Here is a 13,539-nt window from a genome sequence, read left to right on the forward strand (position 1 = left end):
TCAAAACACCCGCTATGAATTTATTGGCAAGAGTATCTTGACAGCACAGCGGGCAGGTATCGCCAAGGTAGGCTTCGTGATCGAACCGCCTTCACGGGACTAAGCGCAATTTGATAAAGACCTGAGACCTTTCAACACAGAGTCACAGAGAAATTCTTACGAAGGCCGGAAAGCAGAAAAGTGACTAGTGTTAAGTCTCTTGTTGTTTCTCTGTGATTCTGTGTCTCTGTGGTAAAGATGTTAGGTCTTGATTTTGATTTTTATTCAGATTCCGAATCATTCGTGATGTGAATAAGTGATTCGTAAAGGAAGCATTATGGGTATGCAATTAGGTTCCGGCGGTGCTTCAGCCGATCCGGAAGTAATGATAGAAATGAACATGACGCCATTGATTGACGTCATGCTGGTATTGATCATTATGTTGATTATTACCATTCCTATTCAGAACCACGCGATCAATCTGAACATGCCGACAGGCACGCCGCCGCCACAATTGAAAGAACCTATCGTTGTCAATATCGATGTGGATTTCGATGGTACGGTGTTGTGGGATGGTGTGGCAGTCAACCAGACTGAACTGGAAGGCAAGCTGCATGCAGTGGCGACATCACCAGACCAGCCAGAAGTGCATTTGCGTCCAGTAGCTGTGGTACCGTACAAATCGGTCGCTGCAGTGATGGCAGCAGCACAGCGTCTGGGTGTGACCAAGATCGGTATGGTCGGCAATGAACAATTCTTGAAATGACAAATATTCATTTCAAGACGATTTCGGCGCATCAATGCTGAGTTCTTAAGGTATGATAGAAAATTGGCAGGGGGCTTCCCTGCCATTTTTCATATTCACGGGTTGAGCCTAGGGTATTTCTGAAGCTGCAGTCCTAAAGTTTATTAAATTTATTGATTGAGAGATCAACATATGAAGCAACTTCGCTTGTCTCGTATTGCTGTATTGATTGCAGCTATTGGCTTTGCCGCCGCTCCGGAATTAACTAATATTGCAGCAAACCAAGCCTTTGCGCAGGAATCCATGCGCCCTGAAATTGGTCGTATCGTCCAGGCGGCTGGTGAGCTGTATAAAGCGAAGAAATACAAGGATGCCTTGTCCAAGATTCACGAAGCGGACGGCGTTGGCGGGAAGTCAGTCAGTGAAAATTTCACGATAGAGCGCATGCGCCTGTCGATCGCCTCTGCTGCTGGCGACAATGATGCTGTCATCCGTTCTGCTGAAACGATTGTTTCTGCCAATAAATTAGCAGGCAGAGAGCAGTTGCAGATGATACAGGTGCTGGCGAATGCCTACTTCAAGGCAGGTAACTATTCAAAAGCGGCGCAATGGTATAACCGCTATTATGCCGATGGTGGTACCGATTCTTCCCTGCGTCCTTACCTGATCCAGGCGATGTCACAAAGTGGTGACAGTGCCAAGGCCATGAAAGAAATCAGGGCAGAGCTGGCAGCGGATGAAAAAGCCGGTCGTACACCAAGCCTGACCAATCTGGAATACTTGGCCAATGATGCATTGAAGAGCAAGGACATGGCCACTTATTCCAGCGCGCTGGAAAAAATGGTGTCTTTCCATGGCAAAAAAGAATACTGGGTCAATCTGCTGAATAATATGCAGAAACAACCTGGCTATTCCGAGCGTCTGAAACTGGATTTGATGCGCTTGAAACTGGCCCTGGGTCAGATCACCAAGACCGCTGATTACATGGATATGTCTTTGTTTGCTATCCAGGCTGGTTTCCCGGCAGAAGCAACAAAGATGATCGATGCTGGCTACAAGGCGGGGGTCCTGGGTGAGGGTAAGGATGCTGATCGTCACAAGCGTTTGCGTGACATGGCAACCAAGGCGCAAGATGATGCCAACAAGACCATCGCAGCCAATGAAGAAGACGCCAAGAAAGCCAAAGATGGCCTGGGCTTGGTCAACCTTGGCTACAACTATGTGGCTGCAGGCAAGTTTGACAAGGGCCTGAGCATGATGGAAGAGGGCATTGCTAAAGACAGCCTGAAGCATGAAGACGACGCCAAATTGCATCTGGGCGTGGCTTACATTCAGGCTGGCAAGAAATCTGCTGCAATCAAGCTATTGAAAACAGTACGTGGCAGCGATGGCACGGCAGACCTGGCGCGCTACTGGATTATCTACGCCAATCAGTCGATGAAATAAGCCGGAATAAGTTGGAATGAGCTGGAGATGGTACTGAAACATCAGCACCATCAACGTAAAAAGGTGCCAATGGCACCTTTTTCGTTTTCTGGAATCACTGTTTTCAGCATGGCGGCATGCAATACGGCTGCACGTCGCCTGCTGGCAAGTAACTAAACACAGCGTCTTAAATAATGCCGCAAAGTTTGCGCAGCACGGGATTGGCTTTTCGCCAGCTGTCGAAACAGGCTTCGACAGCCTGAAGCACTTCGGATAGCGTGGCAAAGTATCGATTGTGTGTGGCAATGCGTCGGGCGAGTTTCCAAACCCGTTCGATTGGCGCGAGTTGCGGACTGTACGGTGGTAAGAACAGCAACGTCAGTACGGCTCGGTACTTGTGCAACATTGACGCAAGCATGATGGCGTGGTGGTACCGGGCGTTGTCGAGCACAACCACCATGCGTTTGCCGCGAGAACGGTGCCGCAATAGTTTCTTGACGAAATCCTTGAACGTCTCGGCATTGAGCACGTTGCACATGGTGCGTACGAATTTTCCAGTGCTTAAACTCACCGCGCCAAAGCACGCCACGGACTTGCGGGTTGGTGCATGTCGCAATATGGGGTCCTTGACTTCGGGTGGCACCCACATACGCAAACGTGAGCCGTGTTGTTGGAAATGGCATTCGTCGAGGCTCCAGAGTTCAATGTCCTTGCGTTTTGCCAGGCGGCGCAGTTTTTTTTACTATCGCGACCTTCACAGGGTCGGATTGTGCGACTTGAGGACGCGGCTTACGCTGACGAAATCCCATTTGACTGAACACCCTTTGGCATTGGCGAACACCCAAAGTCACGCCGTAGCGCATCTTCAAGTGTTCGCCGAGAACCTTTCCATCCCATAGATTTTGCTCAATGCCGAATTCGCGTGGAGTTCGACGCAAGTCACGGGCCAACGCCTTCCATTGCTTCTCGTCCAAGCTACGCGGCCGGCCGGGCCGCTCGCCGTCACGCAAGCCATCGAATCCATGCAGTTCGAAGCGCTTAACCCAGCGCTGAACAGTTCGTGCATCCTCTGCAAACAACTGAGCGACCTCGCCGCACGAATGACCACTTGCCACCAGCAATACGCCATGCAAGCGATGGTCGTAGCGGGACTCGTCGGAACGTTCAATTTCTTGTTGAATGGCAAGGCGCATGATTTCTGCATCTTTAATTTGCAATTTACGCATCGCTATCTCCGTCAATGGGAACAGCAATATCATAAACCATTATCCGACAATATTTAAGTCGTGATGTTTAGCTATGTTTTTTGCGGCTGTTCTTGAGATGGGCGATCATGGATTTGCCGTTGCTGCGTACCGGTGCAGCAGAACGATAAACGACCTTGGGCGCTGCTGCTATGTGTCGGGTGGCCAGCGGGGTATGATGGCTTACCTGGGTGACAAACGGTACTTGCACACGCAAAGTCTGGCCGTGGGCGACATTTTCACGCTTCAGGTTATTCCATGACTTCAGGTCCGCAATGCTGACGCGGTAACGCTTGGCAATACCAGCCAGGTTGTCATGCCTGCCGACTTTGTAGCTGACCTGGCGGGTGGAAGTTTTCTCCATAATAAGCTGGGCTTTTTCTGCGATTTCCATCGAAATATCATTGTCTGGTACCTTGTTTGATTTTGGCACCAGCAAGGTAGAGCCTGCCCTTACCATCATTTTTGCCGGGATCAGGTTGACTTCCCTTAGCAGTTCGGATTTCAGGCCCAGTTTGCTTGCCAGCGATTCAATGCGTTCGGTTTTTTGTACCGTATGGGCAGACCAGGTGGAAAGCGGGCCCTGCCATTTACTGAGATTTTCTTTGAACAGCGCCGCATTGTCGGTCGGCAGCAGGATCTTGGTATTGCTGTCGCCAGTAATGACGGGGCGATTGAATTGTGGATTCAATGCAGTAAATTCATCCAGCGGCAATTCTGCCAATTGCGCAGCGACGCGCACATCAATGTCCCTGGTTTTCTCTATGGTGACAAAGTAGGGCTGGTTTTCCAGCTTGGGCAGTGCCAGGCTGAATTGTTCCGGATGGCCGATGATGTTTTTAACCGCCTGCAATTTCGGCAGGTAATTCCTGGTCTCATTTGGCATGTGTACCGACAGGCTCTGGAAGTCGATAGGCAAGCCCAGCGCCTGCTGTTTCTTAATGGCGCGCTGTACTGAACCTTCGCCCCAGTTGTAAGCCGCCAGCGCCAGTTGCCAGTCGCCAAACATGCCATATAGTTTTTCCAGGTAGTTCAGGGCGGCATCGGTGGAATCCAGCACGCCGCGCCTGTCATCCTTGAACATGGTTTGCTTCAGGTTGAAATCGCGACCTGTTGCCGCCATGAATTGCCACATGCCGCTTGCTTTGGCAGTGGAAATGGCTTGCGGATTGAAAGCGGATTCGATGAAAGGCAACAGGGCCAGTTCGGTTGGCATGCCACGCTTTTCCAGTTCCTCGACCACGTGGTAGAGGTAGCGGGAGCCGCGCTGTACGGTGCGCAATATATAGTCGGTGCGGGTGCTATACCAGGCCAGTTGGTTGTTGACCAGCTGGTTTTCCAGGTCAGGTATCGCATAGCCTGTGCGTATACGTTTCCACAAATCGCTATTCTTGTCCGTATATTCCAGTGTCGTTGCATCAAGCGGTATCGGCAGTGGTAATTCCAGAGCCGCTGCGGGTGCTGTGCCTACGGTCGGTGCGGGAGCAATGGTTTCCGGTGCAGATGCCAGGGCGAATGCTGGAGGCGCGTCAGCCTGGCAAATTTGCGGCACAGCGTAGCTGAGCAGCGCGGCAGCAAACAGGGACGAAGAGCGTAAGGGAAATCGTTTCATAGGCAATAGCTTGTGGAATCGACCATGGTCAACGTGGATTACAGGATCGTAGGAGTGTACGCAAGGGCGCTTTACAGCGTCAAGGGAAATGTCAGCGAAGTGACAACTGTTACATCTGCAGGTGCACATTATTCAAGTTAAGCATGCTTAAGTACTGGCATTGATGCTTAAAATTATGCTTACAGTGTTTAAGATCGGGTAATAGTGCTTTATCTGGTCGATTGGGCAGATTTAAATAATATGATGACAGATGTTACCAGGCAATCTTTAAGAACGTGTTTACGATCTTTAGCGAGCGTGCGTCAGCGGGGGATGAAGAGCAGCGCAAAAGTAAGATCGTCAACAGGTTCTTAGACCTTGAGGGGGCTGTTGAATGCCGTTGTGCCTCACCCGCATGTATCAGCATTCAACAAGCGGTTTTCAGCTTATGTCGCCTGAAGTTGCAGTTGTTTTTCCTTGATCGGCAGGTGTATCAATGCTGCGCCAACGGCCAGGCAGATATCGATATACCAGAGCAAGTTGAAGTTGCCGTTGGCCTCGAAGATTTTGCCACCTAACCAGACACCCAGGAAGCCGCCCACTTGGTGTGCCAGCATGATAATGCCAAACAGGCTGGCCATATGGGCAGGACCAAAGAATTTGGCTACCAGGCCTGCTGTGGGCGGCACCGTGGATAAGAAAGTCAATCCCATGACAGCAGCAAAGACCAGTACCACGGGGCCGGTTTTGGGTGTCAGCAAAAACACGATGATGGCCACGGCGCGTGCCGCATACAACAGCGACAGCAAGGATTTCATGCGCCAGCGGCTGACTGCCAGTCCCATGGAAATACTGCCGACTATATTGAACAGACCCAGAATACCCAGTGACCAGGCACCGTAAGTCGGGGGCAGCCCGCAAAGACTGATCACACCTGGCAAGTGCGTAGCCAGGAAAGCGACATGAAAGCCGCACACCAAAAAGCCCGCCGCCAGCATCAGGTAACTGGGGGTTTTCAGGGCACTGTAGATAGCGTCTTTGGTGCTGGTCGGTGCTTGCCCGGCGGCTGTATTTTGTACCGGCTTGCCACGCAGCAGGAAGGCGGCGGGCAGGGCCAGCAAGATCACCAGCCCCAGAATCTGCATCGCATTGTTCCAGCCGTACAGGCTCATCAGCCATACCGCCAGCGGCGCCATCAGGAACTGCCCAAATGAGCCGCCGGCATTGATGATGCCAGTGGCCAGGCCGCGTTTTTCTGCCGGGATCATGCGGGTGGCGGTTGCCATCAGCACCGCCGGTCCGGCGATGCCGGCACCACCCGCCCCCAATATGCCGATGGCAAAGATCAGGCCGGCGGTGGTTGTCATCAGCGGTGTGATAAAGGTGCCCAGCGCGACCAGTACCAAGCCGATGAATAACACACGGCCAGCCCCCAGTTTGTCGGCAACGGCACCAGCAAACGGCTGAGTCAGGCCCCACCACAACTGGCCAAAGGCGAAAGCCAGGCTGATATTGCCTACCCCCAGACCGGTGGAGGTGTTCATCGGGCTAAGAAACAGTCCCATGCTCTGTCGCACGCCCATGCTCAGAGCAAAGGTGCCGGCGGTACCTAGCAATACCAGCCAGATGGCCGGATAGCTGTTCACGAAGTTGTTTTTGGTGTTCATACGTTTCCCAATGATAATGAATTCTCATTTATAGATGATGACCGTAATTTTTTATATATTACGGTTATAATTTATAATGTCAAGATAATTTCTGGTGCATTCCAGGCGGAGGGGCTGTAATGAAAGTCAGCAGAGAGCAGGCAAACGAAAATAGAGAACGCATCCTGAACGTGGCGGCGCAATTATTTCGTGAACATGGCTTTGACGGTGTCAGCGTGGTTGACCTGATGAAGGGTGCTGGCCTGACACATGGTGGTTTTTATGGAAACTTTTCTTCCAAGGAAGATTTGATCGCGCAGACCTGTGCCCGTAGCCTGGGTCGTTCCGCAGACAGATGGAATAAATGGAAAGCGGAAGCTCCCGAAACTGCCTTGTCACACATAGCGGCCCATTACCTGTCACCGGCACATCGCGACGCACCCGGAAAAGGCTGTGCACTAGCTGCCCTCGCTACTGACATGGGTCGGCAAAGTGAGGCAGTGCGCAAGACCGCCAGCAAGGGCGCGCGTGACCTGATCAGCGTGTTGACCAGTTTATTGCCAGGCGACAGTGAAACCGAAAGGGAAGATCAGGCGATGGCGGCTCTGGCCAGTATGGTGGGGGCAGTGATACTGGCGCGGGCGGTGGATGAGCCCCAGTTTTCGCAACGCATCATGCAGGCGGTCACTGCGACTTTGGAAAAACAGGCCTTGGTTGCAAAACAGGTCTTGATTACAAAACAGGAGCCTGCAATCTGACTTGGCAGGCCCCTGTTTTGCCAGGTTTATTCTTCGCTCTTGTGCAAATCAAATTGCAATGCAGCCAGATTGGCATACACGCCGCCTTGTTCGACCAGTGACGCGTGGGTACCGGTTTCCACTATCTTGCCATGTTCCATGACGATGATGCGATCTGCCCTTTGCACGGTGGCCAGGCGATGGGCAATGATCAGGGTGGTGCGCCCCTGCATTGCCACTTCCAGCGCACCTTGTACCAGGCGTTCTGATTCAGCATCCAGCGCGCTGGTGGCTTCGTCAAGCAATAACAATGGCGGGTTTTTCAGCAGGGCGCGGGCGATGGCTATCCTTTGTCTTTGTCCGCCAGACAGGCGCACACCGCGCTCACCCAGGAAGGATTGATAACTTTCCGGCAGTCTTTCTATGAATTCATGCGCGGCTGCCAATTTGGCGGCGGCGATCACTTCTTCGTCACTGGCATCGGCCCGGCCATAACGGATGTTTTCCATGGCGTTGGCGGAGAAAATGATGGTATCTTGCGGCACGATGCCGATGGCGGCACGCAAGTCGTGCAAATTCAACTGGCGTATATTGACGCCATCCAGGCGTATTTCACCTTGCTGCGGATCATAAAAACGCAACAGCATCTGGAACAGGGTGGTCTTGCCCGCGCCGGAAGAGCCAACAATCGCCACCGTTTCACCGGGCAGGATATCCAGGTTCAGGTCAGACAGTGCGGCAGTTTTTGGGCGGGAAGGATAATGAAATTCCAGCCCTTGCAGTGAAAGTGATGCGCCTTCAGCACCATGTGCGGCACGGGTCGGCAAGCGCAAAGTCTGGGCCGGTGCCGGATTTTGTATCGGTGACTGCACCTCTATCAATTCCAGCAAACGTTCGGTGGCACCAGCGGCGCGCTGGGCATCACCCATCACTTCTGACAAGGCACCGACAGCACCGGCAACGATGGACGCATACAGAATGAACTGGCCAAGTTCGCCACCAGTCATGCGACCCTGCATGACGGCATGCGCCCCCAGCCACAGTACAAAGACAATGGCACCAAATACCAGCAGGATGGCAATCAGGGTCAGCAGTGAGCGTGCGCGTATGCGCCGCATGGCAGTCTTGAAAGCGCCTTCCACCGAGCCAGAGAAGCGCTGTGCTTCAATCTGTTCATGGGTAAAGGCTTGCACGGTAGGCATGGCATTTAAAATTTCGCCAGCGATGGCTGATGCATCGGCAATCCGGTCTTGCGAATCACGCGACAGCTTGCGCACCCGACGGCCAAACAAAATGATGGGCAACACCACGGCTGCCAGCATGACGATGATGATGGAAGAAAGCTTGGGGCTGGTCACGAACAGCATCACCAGGCCACCGAGGAACAGCAGGAAATTGCGCAAGGCCATTGATATGCTGGTGCCGACCACGGTCTGTATCAGCGTGGTGTCGGTGGTCAGGCGCGACAGCACTTCACCGGTCTGGGTGGTTTCAAAAAATTCCGGGCTCTGCGTCACCACGTGGGAATACACGGCGTCGCGTATATCCGCCGTCACCCGTTCACCCAGCCAGGACACCATGTAAAACCTGGCCGCAGTGGCAATGCCCAGCACGCAGGCGACGCCAAACAGAGCAATAAAGGTCAGGTCCACATGCTTGATACTGTGATCGCCGCCGCCAAAACCCAGATCTATCATCTGACGGAAAGCATAGGGAATAGCCAGGGTCGCGCTGGCAGCCACAAGCAAGGCGATGCCAGCCAGCACAAACTGCATCTTGTAAGGGCTTAAGAAGGGCAGCAGTCCTTTCAGCGTTTGCAGGCTGCTGCGCTGGGAAATGTCAGTGCCGGGAGAGGAGGTGGTCATGCGCAGTCCAGAATAGGGGGCAAGCGTGAGCTAAACAATAGCAAAGCGAATAGATGATGTTGGCTTGGTCAAAATCAATAGCGCAGGCCATTCTTTTTATACCTATGCCAAAAGCTATGGCCTAACTGGCAAGATGTCCTGCTTGTTTGGCATGGGCTGTCACGGGTTTTGTCAACAAATGACAGCGCGAATGCGTTGATGCAGCATCATCGTTTAAAAGATGCCCATTTCTATGCACCTGACATCCTATCCCGCCAAGCACCTTATTCTGACAGTTGCCTTGGCTGCCGGCTTTTTATTGAGCGGCTGTCAATCCACTGTCAATCGTGTCAATGACTGCAAACTGGGTGACTGGATCAGCATCGGTAGCAAAGACGGGGCAGAAGGACTGGACAAGCGTTTTGACGACAGGCGACGGTTTTGCTCGCTGATTGATGGCGACAAGATCAAGGCAGAATCTGCCAGCAATTATGAACAGGGCTGGGCGCAGGGTAATCAGATTTTCTGGTCCCATCTGGGCCGGGAAGATGGCCGCAATGCCCGCGCCATCAATTATTTTGATACCCAGGTCAAGTCAGATGCCGTGGCGCGCAACGGCACGCCGTTGAACCGTCCCGCCTATGAACAAGGCTGGCAGCAGGGCAATGCCGATTACTGGTACCAGACCGGCCTGCAGGATGGCAAGGCTGGGCGCAATGCCAGCGAAGAAGCATCCAGGGCCAGATCAGGTGCCGCGATCGGTTTCCAGGCCCCCAGTTACCAGCGTGGCTGGGCTGACGGCAATTATGCGTATTGGCAGCAAATGGGTTATCAGGATGCGCATGATGGCATACCCGACAGTGAATTGGCCAGCCGGGTCAGGGCCGCGAGTGCCAGCGGCCTGCAAGTACGCGAAGACGCGTATCACGTCGGCTGGAATCGCGAGATCGTCGAATACTGGAAAAACCTGGGCTGGAATGATGCAGTCAGCGGACGCGATATCCATACCCGCCGCGATGATGCCAAAAAACGCGGCCTGAAACTATTTGAGGTCGAATATCAGCAGAAATGGGAAGAAAGATTATTGCAATACTGGACCGATGCCGGTAACAGTGATGGTTATGGTCACCCTAACCAGTTGGAACAGCGCATGGCCAACGCGCGGCGTGACAATGTATTTGTGATAGCCCAGACCCGTGATGTTTACGAACAAGCCTGGCTCAGCCAGAATGCGCGTTACTGCACGGTGGAAAACGCCTTCAACTGGGGCCGTGAAAATAAAAGCATGGCAATCGAGGTATGCCATATTAGCCTACAGGGCAATTTACGTCGCGCCATACTGGGTGGGCAGGATTATGAAGACCTGTCACGAAAATATAATCAGACGCATGCCGATTTGCTGGCGCACGATGATCGCCATACGGATGCCGAGCGCAAGTTACGCAGGCTGGAACAGGATATCAAGCGCGACCAGGATGATAAAAATCGCCCCAAAACCGAAGACAATGCCAATATCGACCGCAAGCGTGAACGCGAACGTCGCGAGCTGCAAGAATTCCTGAACGCCAGCCGTAGACGCATCGATGACCTGCGTGCATGGGAATTCCGTTATGAACAGCAAATGCGCCAGATCAAGCGGGATTTATATCTGTAAAAAATGTCGCCCGGCAGACAAGTGTAAAATCAGTAAAGATACCCAGAATGAGAGATGCTGATGAAACGCCTGTTGAAATGGAGTTTGCTGTCACTGCTGGCCGTGATCATCCTTGCACTGATTGCTGCCTCGGTCTACGTGTATGGCAAGCGAGTACAGCGCTCGGGTGTTGGTGAGCTGAGCGGCCTGAGTGCCGAAGTCAGGGTGCAGTATGATGAGCGTGGTGTGCCGCATATCGAAGCAAAAAATGAAGCCGACCTGTATCGCGCCCTAGGCTATGTGCATGCGCAAGACCGCCTGTTCCAGATGGAAATGGCGCGTCGCCTGGCACAGGGTGAACTGGCAGAAATCCTGGGGCCGAAACTGGTCGATATTGACCGCCTGTTCCGCACCCTGGGCATACGCAAGCATGCGGCTGACTATGCGGCGAAGCTGGATAAAAATTCCACCCCGGTAAAAGCTCTGAATGCCTACCTGGATGGCATCAACCAATTCCAGGCCAGCCATGCAGCACCACTGGAATTTGATTTGCTGGGCATTCCCAAGCGCCCGTTTACGATGGAAGACACGGTCGCTGTATCTGGCTATATGGCTTACAGCTTTGCCGCAGCGTTTCGCACTGAGCCGGTACTGACGCAGGTACGTGACCAACTGGGGCCGGATTACCTGCGCATATTTGATCTGTCATGGTATCCGCAAGGTGTCATCAAATCGGGCACCAGCTTAAGCCAGTCAGACTGGGCTAATCTGCAGCATATCGCGACCACCAGCCAGCAGGCACTGGAAGAATTCGGCTTGCCGCAACTGGAAGGCAGTAATGGGTGGGTGGTGGCTGGCAGCAAAACTGTCAGCGGCAAACCTTTGCTGGCTGGCGACCCGCATATTGCCTATTCAGTCCCGGCAGTCTGGTATGAAGCCCACCTGAAAATGCCGGGTTTTGAGCTGTACGGACACCATCAGGTATTGAATCCGTTTGCCCTGCTTGGGCATAACAGCCAGTTTGGCTGGACGCTGACCATGTTCCAGAATGATGACCTGGACCTGATCGCTGAAAAAGTGAATCCGCAAAATGCCAACCAGGTCTGGATCAAGGGGCAGTGGGTGGACCTGCAAAACCGCGAAGAAATCATCAAAGTCAAAGGCGGTGATCCGGTTCGCCTGCAACTGCGGTCTTCGCCACACGGGCCCATCATTACCGATGCCTTCCGTGATAACTTCAGCGACAACTTTCGCAATAATCCGGTGTCCATGTGGTGGGCATTTCTGGAAACAGAAAACCCCGTGCTGGATGCCTTTTATGAGCTCAACCGTGCCAGTACACCATCCCTCGCCAGCACGGCTGTCAGCAAAATCCATGCGCCTGGACTGAATGTATTGTGGGCCAACACCAATGGCGATATCGCCTGGTGGGCTGCCGCCAAACTGGTCAGGCGCTCACCAGAAGTGAATCCCGCTTTCATCCTCGATGGCAGCAGTGCCGAGGCTGACAAGCCCGGCTATGACGACTTTGCTCACAACCCGCATGAGATCAATCCAGAGCGTGGTTTTATCGTATCAGCCAACCAGCAGCCTGTGCCTTCAGCTAATTTTGCCATACCTGGCTATTACAACCTGCCCGAGCGCGCACGCCGGTTGGAATATCTGTTGGCCAAACCTGGCATCAAATGGGATACCAAGAACAGCCAGGCCCTGCAACTTGATACCCGTACCGAATACGGGCCGCAGCTATTGCAAAACCTGTTGCCGGTATTGCGCCGGCAAGTCACCGACGCCGAAGGCCGACGCCTGCTGGATCAACTGGGAAAATGGGACGGCAGTTACCAGCTCAACAGCGTGGCACCCGTACTCTTCAGCCAGCTTTTGTATCAATTGAGTTTTGCCGCCATGGCAGACGAACTGGGTGAAGTGCAGTTCAAGAATCTGTTGCGCACGCGGGCACTGGATATGGCCTTGCCACGTTTGCTGGCGGATGAACATTCCCCCTGGTGGGATAACCGCAAAACACCCACGGTGGAAAGCCGCGACGACATCGTTCGCCTTGCCTGGCGCGACAGCATCGCCCATCTGCAAGCTACCTTTGGTGCAGACAGCAAACAATGGACCTGGGGCAGGGCGCATACCCTGACCCACAAACACCCGCTGTCCCAGAAAAAGCCACTGGACACACTGTTCAACGTCGGCCCTTTCGCGGTACCCGGTGGGCGCGAAGTGCCAAACAACCTGTCTGGCCCTATCGGCCCCGCACCATGGGAAGTGACTTACGGCCCCTCAACCCGCCGCCTGATCGACTTTGCTGATGCCAGCAAGGCACTCGGCATCAACCCCGTCGGCCAGAGCGGTGTCTGGTTTGACGCCCATTACAATGACCAGGCAAGCGGATTTGTGGCAGGGAATTATGTGCAGCAGTATCTGGATGCGAAGGATGTGAGCGCGCATGCGAAGAGCGTGCTGGTGTTGCGAGGGAAGTAGAGGTATGTTGTTTAAGGACATTGATCAACCGAAACCCATCCCCACCCTAACCCTCCCCTTGAAGGGGAGGGGATAATTATGTAGTGGTCAAGTATTTTCGGACACTGGGATAGGTTCTTTTTCTGCCATTTTTTGCTCATAGACACTGGGTGGCAGATTGCCCAGGGCAGAATGCAAGCGAACGTTGTTGTAAAAGCCCACAATA

Annotated in this window: 10 protein-coding genes and 1 pseudogene; 6 read left to right on the plus strand and 5 right to left on the minus strand. The window is 53.3% G+C overall.

Annotation, left to right across the window (positions count from 1 at the left end; all coding sequences use genetic code 11):
* From ACO0LM_RS28425 to ACO0LM_RS28435, 3 genes and pseudogenes are all read left to right on the plus strand, one after another.
* Positions 1-103 (plus strand): annotated as a pseudogene (locus ACO0LM_RS28425) (biopolymer transporter ExbD); the annotation flags it as partial.
* A gap of 213 nt (positions 104-316) precedes the next feature.
* Positions 317-745, plus strand: a complete 429-nt coding sequence (locus tag ACO0LM_RS28430; RefSeq protein WP_423042278.1) for an ExbD/TolR family protein — start codon at positions 317-319, stop codon at positions 743-745.
* 171 nt (positions 746-916) lie between these two features.
* The gene (locus tag ACO0LM_RS28435) at positions 917-2,170 is read left to right on the plus strand and encodes a tetratricopeptide repeat protein (protein WP_423042280.1); all 1,254 of its coding nucleotides are present in this window, start codon (positions 917-919) and stop codon (positions 2,168-2,170) included.
* Between the two features lie 166 nt (positions 2,171-2,336).
* Here the strand turns inward: ACO0LM_RS28435 and ACO0LM_RS28440 are convergent, their stop codons facing one another.
* The 4 genes from ACO0LM_RS28440 to ACO0LM_RS28455 all read right to left on the minus strand — a co-directional run bounded on the left by ACO0LM_RS28440 (position 2,337) and on the right by ACO0LM_RS28455 (position 6,651).
* Positions 2,337-2,882, minus strand: coding sequence for an IS630 family transposase (locus ACO0LM_RS28440; RefSeq protein WP_423042296.1), 546 nt, complete (start codon positions 2,880-2,882; stop codon positions 2,337-2,339).
* Positions 2,851-3,408, minus strand: a complete 558-nt coding sequence (locus ACO0LM_RS28445; protein WP_423042282.1) for a helix-turn-helix domain-containing protein — start codon at positions 3,406-3,408, stop codon at positions 2,851-2,853. The genes ACO0LM_RS28440 and ACO0LM_RS28445 overlap by 32 nt, the downstream gene beginning before the upstream one ends.
* Before the next feature lie 34 nt (positions 3,409-3,442).
* Positions 3,443-5,005, minus strand: coding sequence for a transglycosylase SLT domain-containing protein (locus tag ACO0LM_RS28450; protein ID WP_423042284.1), 1,563 nt, complete (start codon positions 5,003-5,005; stop codon positions 3,443-3,445).
* Between the two features lie 425 nt (positions 5,006-5,430).
* Entirely contained in the window at positions 5,431-6,651 is a 1,221-nt protein-coding gene (locus ACO0LM_RS28455) for an MFS transporter (protein WP_423042286.1), read from the minus strand.
* Between the two features lie 119 nt (positions 6,652-6,770).
* Between ACO0LM_RS28455 and ACO0LM_RS28460 the strand changes: the two genes are divergently transcribed.
* Positions 6,771-7,388 (plus strand): TetR/AcrR family transcriptional regulator, encoded by a 618-nt coding sequence (locus tag ACO0LM_RS28460; protein WP_423042288.1) that lies wholly within the window; start codon positions 6,771-6,773, stop codon positions 7,386-7,388.
* Between the two features lie 26 nt (positions 7,389-7,414).
* Here ACO0LM_RS28460 and ACO0LM_RS28465 read toward each other — a convergent pair whose 3' ends face one another.
* Positions 7,415-9,232 (minus strand): ABC transporter transmembrane domain-containing protein, encoded by a 1,818-nt coding sequence (locus ACO0LM_RS28465; RefSeq protein WP_423042290.1) that lies wholly within the window; start codon positions 9,230-9,232, stop codon positions 7,415-7,417.
* 232 nt (positions 9,233-9,464) lie between these two features.
* Here ACO0LM_RS28465 and ACO0LM_RS28470 point away from each other — a divergent pair, with 232 nt between their 5' ends.
* Together ACO0LM_RS28470 and ACO0LM_RS28475 are read left to right on the plus strand one after the other, a co-directional pair.
* A complete protein-coding gene (locus ACO0LM_RS28470; RefSeq protein WP_423042292.1) occupies positions 9,465-10,865 on the plus strand; it encodes a DUF2799 domain-containing protein in 1,401 nt (466 codons plus the stop codon).
* Between the two features lie 60 nt (positions 10,866-10,925).
* Entirely contained in the window at positions 10,926-13,334 is a 2,409-nt protein-coding gene (locus ACO0LM_RS28475; protein WP_423042294.1) for a penicillin acylase family protein, read from the plus strand.
* Positions 13,335-13,539: the final 205 nt, after the last annotated feature.

It is taken from the genome of Undibacterium sp. Di26W, assembly GCF_049340265.1.
Classification (GTDB): Bacteria; Pseudomonadota; Gammaproteobacteria; order Burkholderiales; family Burkholderiaceae_D; genus Undibacterium.

Coding starts and splice junctions, on each gene's coding strand:
- ACO0LM_RS28430 (WP_423042278.1), top strand. CDS start 317: ATGGGTATGCAATTAGGTTCCGGCGGTGCTTCAGCCGATCCGGAAGTA.
- ACO0LM_RS28435 (WP_423042280.1), top strand. CDS start 917: ATGAAGCAACTTCGCTTGTCTCGTATTGCTGTATTGATTGCAGCTATT.
- ACO0LM_RS28445 (WP_423042282.1), bottom strand. CDS start 3,408: ATGATATTGCTGTTCCCATTGACGGAGATAGCGATGCGTAAATTGCAA.
- ACO0LM_RS28450 (WP_423042284.1), bottom strand. CDS start 5,005: ATGAAACGATTTCCCTTACGCTCTTCGTCCCTGTTTGCTGCCGCGCTG.
- ACO0LM_RS28455 (WP_423042286.1), bottom strand. CDS start 6,651: ATGAACACCAAAAACAACTTCGTGAACAGCTATCCGGCCATCTGGCTG.
- ACO0LM_RS28460 (WP_423042288.1), top strand. CDS start 6,771: ATGAAAGTCAGCAGAGAGCAGGCAAACGAAAATAGAGAACGCATCCTG.
- ACO0LM_RS28465 (WP_423042290.1), bottom strand. CDS start 9,232: ATGACCACCTCCTCTCCCGGCACTGACATTTCCCAGCGCAGCAGCCTG.
- ACO0LM_RS28470 (WP_423042292.1), top strand. CDS start 9,465: ATGCACCTGACATCCTATCCCGCCAAGCACCTTATTCTGACAGTTGCC.
- ACO0LM_RS28475 (WP_423042294.1), top strand. CDS start 10,926: ATGAAACGCCTGTTGAAATGGAGTTTGCTGTCACTGCTGGCCGTGATC.